Raw genomic sequence first — 6,000 nt, 5'->3', positions numbered from 1 at the left:
ACTGGGGACTGGCCGGCGCCGTCGCCGCTGATCGGCGGCTCAATCAGCCGGAAACTGATTGGAATTCGACGACGTGGTCCGCTTGGCCGCGTCGATCAACAAGGCACGGCGACGGCTTCCCTTATCCTGCGCAAGCTCAGCGCGGCCTTCGACCAGCCTGCAACATCGACCAGTTCAGTGGCCGCTCCACTTCAGGAAGAGACGTAGGGAAGACTGAACGTCGAGCGGCTGAAAGGGGTCGACTTCTGCCGGATGTAGCCGAATCGATGATGGCCCCGTCGCCGATTCAGCATCGGACCGGGTTCGGCCACTTTCCGACGTTCGCACGCGTGTTCGGGCAGACATCTGGAGGTCAGTTCCTCCCCAGATACTGTTGAAAAAGTCGCTACATGGCTTTTGCACTCGGCAAGCAAAAAAATCGACCTCCCAGATCGGCCCACAAGCCGCTCGCGAGCACCGGTCAAGGGTAAGAAGACCCATGAAAGCCTCGCGAGAGAGACGGTCAGCGACTTTTTCAACAGTATCCCCCAAAAAGCTGCCATTGAGATGCCACCGAGTGACGCGGCGCAGCAGGCTCGTGCCGGCCGCGCGGGTTCTCGGCAGCGCCTACCGGGCCAGTTGCCAGCGCAGGATTGGGTGCGTCGCGCCGGCCGGCATGACCCACGCGCCGGTCGGGCTGAAGTCCCACGAAGCGTCGAAGCTGGACGGGTTGCTCATCTGGGCAGTTGTCAGGCCGTTCGCCGCAGGTAGTTGCGTGCCGGTCCCCGAGCTTACCGTTCGTGTCGTTGTCTCCTTGTCCCAGTAGACGTTCGTGGCGATCGTCCCTTCATTTGAGGACGCGATGCCGCCGTAAGCTGCGCCTGGAGGGTCGGGTTGGCCGCAACACAAGCCTTGAACCTTGCCGGATGCGAATGACTGTTCGACCACGCCGGCATTGGCGAAGACCAACCCGCCAGCCCGTGTGTTTCCAAAGGTGACACCCGTCGCGTAGGATTGCGAGACGGTGCCGTGGTTGCTGCCCACCAGGCCGCCCCCAAAGCCATGGATATCCGGCGAGACATCGCCGTTTGTGTAGGATTGTTTAATGGTGCCGTAGTTGGCGCCGACGAGCCCGCCAAGCACACCGCCCGCACTGACCATCGCGCTGCTTGACGACCGTTCGATCAGACCGTCATTGCGTCCCACCAGACCACCGCTCATTGGACCTTCGAACGGACCGTTCTGCACGTAACCGCTGCTATAGGTGTAGGTAATCAATCCCTGGTTCTGCCGGGCGAGAATGCCGCCGTATGAATTCAAACCCTGGCCGCCGGCACGGGCGTTCGTCATGCCGAGATTGCGAACGCCGCCTGTCGGACCGATCACGCCAAACAGTCCACCTCCGGCATTGAAATTGTCGATTACATGGCCCATGCCATCGAATTGACCGGAGAAAGGCGTGGTCGCATTGCCTACTGAAACGAACGCGACCCCGCCGAAGGCATTCGTCGCACTTGCATCGATATCTTTGCCGAGCGCATAGATGCCGGCCAGATCCAGCGACACGTTCTGCAAATCGGTCAACGAATTGACCAGCTTGTAGCCGGTTACTTGTGTCAGTAGCCCGCTGTACGGCGCGGCGGTCCATGCGTGGTTGGTGAGGACGGTGCCCGCGCTGTAGCTGCCGGTCATGTCGTATAGCGCGCTGACGATGCCCGTGCTGGCAGACCAGTCGAGCGTGCCGTGGTTGGCTACGCTGCCACCGTTGTCGATGCCCGAAGCGTCGGCGCGCAGCTTCAGATTGCCCGCGCCGTCGTTCGCGATCGTCGTGCCGGTCGTGACGGAGATATTGCGATATGCCGCCAGCGTGAGCGAAGCCGGGCCCTGCCAGCGCAGGCTCGAAGCGATGCCCAGGTCGCCCGTTGCGCCGTTGCCACCCGTGGTCGTGACATCGACCGAGGTGCCCGCGCTCAGACTGCGCTGCAACGTCCGTGCCGCAGCGTCATCGATCGTAAAAGCAGGCGTTGAAAGATTCCACTGGCCGGCGTGAACGGCTGCGTGCCTGCCGAACGCCAGCTGCGCCGCCTGCGTGTCGACCGTTCCGCCGCTGCCGTCGGCATTCGTTGCCGCGATCTTGCCTTGTTGCCTGACGAGGCCGCTGTCCGCGATGAGCCAGACGTGGCCGTCGCGCGTTGTCGTGCCCGTTGCGCGGATGCGCGTGCCGCTACCCGCGAGCGCATAGACGTTCCCATCGGCAGCCTGAAGACTGACCTGCGCGGCCTTGATGCGCCCCTCGTTGACGACGGTGCCGTGGCTGCCCGCCTGCACGAACACCTGCCTGCTGCTGGCCGAGTCCTGCAACAGCACCGTCTCGCCGGCCGCCAGTTCCACCGTGCCGCCGGGCGCTTTGACCGTGCCCGCGTTGATGACTGCCTGACGGGCGATCAGGAACACATCGCCGCCGGTGGAACTGATCCTGCCGAGGTTGATCACGCTCGCGTCCGACTTGCCCGACAGCGTCAGTGCATCGCCGCCTTTGATGAAGGCGTCGTTGCAGATATCCAGGGTGGACGCGACGAAACGTCCTCCCGTGCTGACAACGCCCGAGGGTCCCACGAGGATGCCTTGCGGATTGATCAGGTAGAGGCTGCCGGTGGCGGTGAGCTTGCCGAGAATCGATGACGGATCGCTGCCCGTTACACGGTTCAGTGTCGCGCCCGACCCGTTGTTGAAGGCGACGGTGTTGCCGTGACCAATCGAGAAGCTGTGCCAGTCAATCACGCCGCGGGACGAGGACTGGTCGATCGTCAGCGAAGTGGTGCCGCTCGTCATCGCGCCCTGGCCCCGGACGAATGCGCCGCCCTGCGGCAACGGTCCGGCCGCCTGGGCCATCGGCACGCACCACGCGGCGAGCGCGAGCTGCGCCCATAGCGCAAACGGCAGCGGGCGCAGGACACGCTTCCACGCGGCAGGCCGGGACCGAGGCGCGATGCGTGCCGCGCCGGCATACGCCAGCGTAAAGGACAGCCCGGTGCGCGGAGTTGGGGGCGACTGGAGCGCCAGTCTGATTGAACGACGCGACATGATCCCTCCCGAAACGTGGTTCGTGGAAAGTCGTTGTCGCGGAACGCAGATTGTTGCGACCAGGCAAGGCGCGAAAGCCGCCATACCGCACAACACAGCCTAATGGTAGCAGCGCGTTTCAAAAGACCAACCGGTATTTGGGCATGTCCCCGGTGCTTGCTGGTACGTTTTCAAGCGGGGATGTGTGTCGGCCGCCGCGGCGGCAGGAATGGCCGTTCCACCCTCGGAAGCTGCCGTTAAGCTGGTGCGGGATCCAACGGCCGGATCGGGGTCGCATTGGGACTTTCGGGCCCATGTGGAGCACGGACCGACGTTCAGCGGTGGCCAGCAGTGCATTTGTCCGTCCGACGCATCAGGCTCGACCTCATCTTGTCTGAAGTGCAGAACACATGGCGGATACGCCGCGTAATCGCTGACTCGAGGTCACTCGTGGCAGTTCGCAACCCTGTTTCGACCCGTCGCCTTGGCGTTATAAAGCGCAGCATCAGCCGCTCGGATGACCGTCGTCACGTCGGAGTTCCGATCCGGCGTCCAGCTCGCGAAGCCGATACTCGCGGTCACGCATCCATATTCGCTACCTGCATGCTCGATGGCGAGCTTACAGATCGCCGACCTGATTTTCTCTGCAATGACATGCGCACCGTGCGACGGCGTGTCTGGCAGCACGACGATGAACTCTTCACCGCCATAACGCGCCGCCGTGTCACCGGGCCGACGGATATTGTCGGCAATGCAGCGTGCAACGGCCGCCAGCGCATCATCGCCTGCCTGGTGCCCGTAAGTGTCGTTGTAGGCCTTGAAGCGGTCGATGTCCACAAAGAGCAGTGAGAAAACGCTTTGAGTGCGCTTCGCTCTTCGCCATTCCTGTTCGAGAATTTCTCCTAGTGTGCGCCGATTGTGCAGTCCGGTCAGACTGTCGGTTCGGGCGAGCAGTTGTAATTCCGATTCAGCGCGCAGGCGGCGCTGCAGCTGTGTACTAAGGATAATTGAGAGCACCACAAATGCGAGCGCGAACACCACCATCAGGGAACCGATCGTGATTGCGCGCCGGTACCACGCAGCATAGATGTCCGACTCCGCTTCGGCGACCATGATTGTCAGCGGCAGATGGGGGAAGTTGCGGAAATAGTATTGGCGACGCACGCCATCGATCGAAGAGGTGTCAGAAAAACTGCCTTGCGAAGCGGACATGAACTGTCTGAAAGTACTGGCCTTGCTGATATCACGCCCCACCACCTTCGGATCGTAGGGTTGACGCATGATCATGAGGCCGTTGTGGGCGATCAGCGAAATAGCGCCGTGCTGACCAAGAGACAGGCCCCCAAAAAGTTCATGAAAATAGTCGAGGTTGATTGCCATCAAGGCAATGCCGGCAAACGACCCGTCAGCTTGCGAGATCCGGCGGCTCAGCGCGATGCTGGGTGCGCCGCCACGCAGACGCGAACGGAATGGCTGGCTGACATACAGGCCGACACCGGAATCGCTTCGGTGAACTGAAAAGTAGTCGCGGTCGGCGACGTTTGCTTTGCGTGGCGTCTTGCTTCCCCCATCGATGACAATGTTGCCTGAAGCATCGATGACCAGCATTGAGCCCAGATTTTTCGCTGCGGTCGCACCGTCGAACAGGATCTGGTCTCGCAGACGGGGCGGCAGGGCCATCACCTGCGGGTTGCCAAGTCCGTCAACAACGCTCTGGAGGGAAAGCCCGTACAACTCGAAATTGCGTTCGATGTCGCGCTCTGCAATGAGTGCCACGTTCCTTGACGTTTCGCTCGCGCGCTCAAGTGCATCCCGTCGGCTCTGGTACAGCGAGGCCGCGCAGAGCAAGACCATGACGAGAGCGATGAGGGAGCCGCCGAAAAAGACGGCGCGCGGTCTAAGAATCCATGCCGAGATGTTCTTGTTTTCGGGCAGTAACAGCATGCTTTACCTTGTTTCTGTATGCCTGTGTGCTGAGCCAACCGACGGAAAGGCTCGACACCCATACCGCGTGCCAACCTAACAAGGCGTGGGTTAGGCCCCGTCACTTCCGCTCGATACCCAGGCCTTGCTGGGAGATCATGCGGCCCTGATGCCGCGCCGCTGCAACGATTTTAATCCACCGATCGTGATCTGGGAGAATCTGGCCGGGCTGATGACGCTCGCCCCGCGCTGCCAGTAATCCTTAGGCGCCTGCTGGGCGCTATCGACGCTCGAAGTCCACGGACGGTGGCAGGCGACCGCTAGGCCACCCGTCGTTGGCCGCCTAGTCCGCGCGGCGAATCGTGGCGCTGTCTTGCCAAGGATCCGGCGCTCGACCAAGAACCGTCATTGTGAGGGGCCGTGCAACGGATGCGGGATCGGGCGGCGTTCTGCCTAGCGGGGCAGCGTGTCCGCAAGGCTAATGGAGTATCGCCCCTTCAGGAGCGGCGTGCGTAAAGGAGCCGTCCTCCGCCGCCGCCAGCTCGAGCTTTTGCCTAGCCACGGCGAGCACGCGCAGAACCTCGGCGTTGACCATCAGCTCTTCTACCGCCGTCAGCATCAGGTCGGGGTAATCGCGAAACTGTGCGAGCCTCGCCAGTTGCCCTTGCACATCTGCGCAGAGTTGCGTCGCTTCGTCTGCAATGCTCGCGGACGAGACTGGGGTCCCCGGCGACATGCAATCCTCGAATCCCTCACTAGCCAAAATCTCAAGAAGGGCGGTCTGGTATCTACTCATCGTTGATCTGCCTCGCTGCAAGGGCATCAACTGTAGCTTGGAACTGCGCCGGCGATTGCCGGAACAGGAGCGCTGAAGCTGCCCAATTCACTGCGGCATGAGGTTCCGTTGGAATAGACGCCACCGTAGGTTGGCATTGAACGCGCGATCTGCCCGATCAACGGTCGGATTTGAATGTACCAGCATGGCCGACTTATTGTCCTTCGGGATCGCGCCGGCCGTTCGACTATTCCAGACGG

General features: G+C 62.0%; 4 protein-coding genes. 1 reads left to right on the top strand and 3 read right to left on the bottom strand.

What is annotated here, in order from left to right:
- A partial coding sequence (locus tag JMY24_RS38870) for a transposase (RefSeq protein ID WP_236597691.1) occupies nt 1-207 on the top strand: 207 nt, incomplete at its 5' end.
- A 399-nt stretch (nt 208-606) separates the two neighbouring features.
- Here JMY24_RS38870 and JMY24_RS35260 read toward each other — a convergent pair.
- From JMY24_RS35260 to JMY24_RS35250, 3 genes are all read right to left on the bottom strand, one after another.
- Nucleotides 607-2,871, bottom strand: coding sequence for a two-partner secretion domain-containing protein (locus tag JMY24_RS35260; protein ID WP_201703839.1), 2,265 nt, complete (start codon nt 2,869-2,871; stop codon nt 607-609).
- A 615-nt stretch (nt 2,872-3,486) separates the two neighbouring features.
- Nucleotides 3,487-4,896 (bottom strand): sensor domain-containing diguanylate cyclase, encoded by a 1,410-nt coding sequence (locus tag JMY24_RS35255; RefSeq protein ID WP_413231299.1) that lies wholly within the window; start codon nt 4,894-4,896, stop codon nt 3,487-3,489.
- A gap of 547 nt (nt 4,897-5,443) precedes the next feature.
- Nucleotides 5,444-5,701, bottom strand: a complete 258-nt coding sequence (locus JMY24_RS35250; protein WP_128598707.1) for a hypothetical protein — start codon at nt 5,699-5,701, stop codon at nt 5,444-5,446.
- Nucleotides 5,702-6,000 lie beyond the last annotated feature (299 nt).

This window comes from Paraburkholderia kirstenboschensis (assembly GCF_904848585.1).
GTDB lineage: Bacteria > Pseudomonadota > Gammaproteobacteria > Burkholderiales > Burkholderiaceae > Paraburkholderia > Paraburkholderia kirstenboschensis.
Note: the sequence above shows the minus strand (reverse complement) of the source record. Positions and strands in the feature narration are given on the sequence as shown.

Coding starts and splice junctions, on each gene's coding strand:
- JMY24_RS35250 (WP_128598707.1), bottom strand. CDS start 5,701: ATGTCGCCGGGGACCCCAGTCTCGTCCGCGAGCATTGCAGACGAAGCG.
- JMY24_RS35260 (WP_201703839.1), bottom strand. CDS start 2,871: ATGGCCCAGGCGGCCGGACCGTTGCCGCAGGGCGGCGCATTCGTCCGG.
- JMY24_RS35255 (WP_413231299.1), bottom strand. CDS start 4,896: ATGGTCTTGCTCTGCGCGGCCTCGCTGTACCAGAGCCGACGGGATGCA.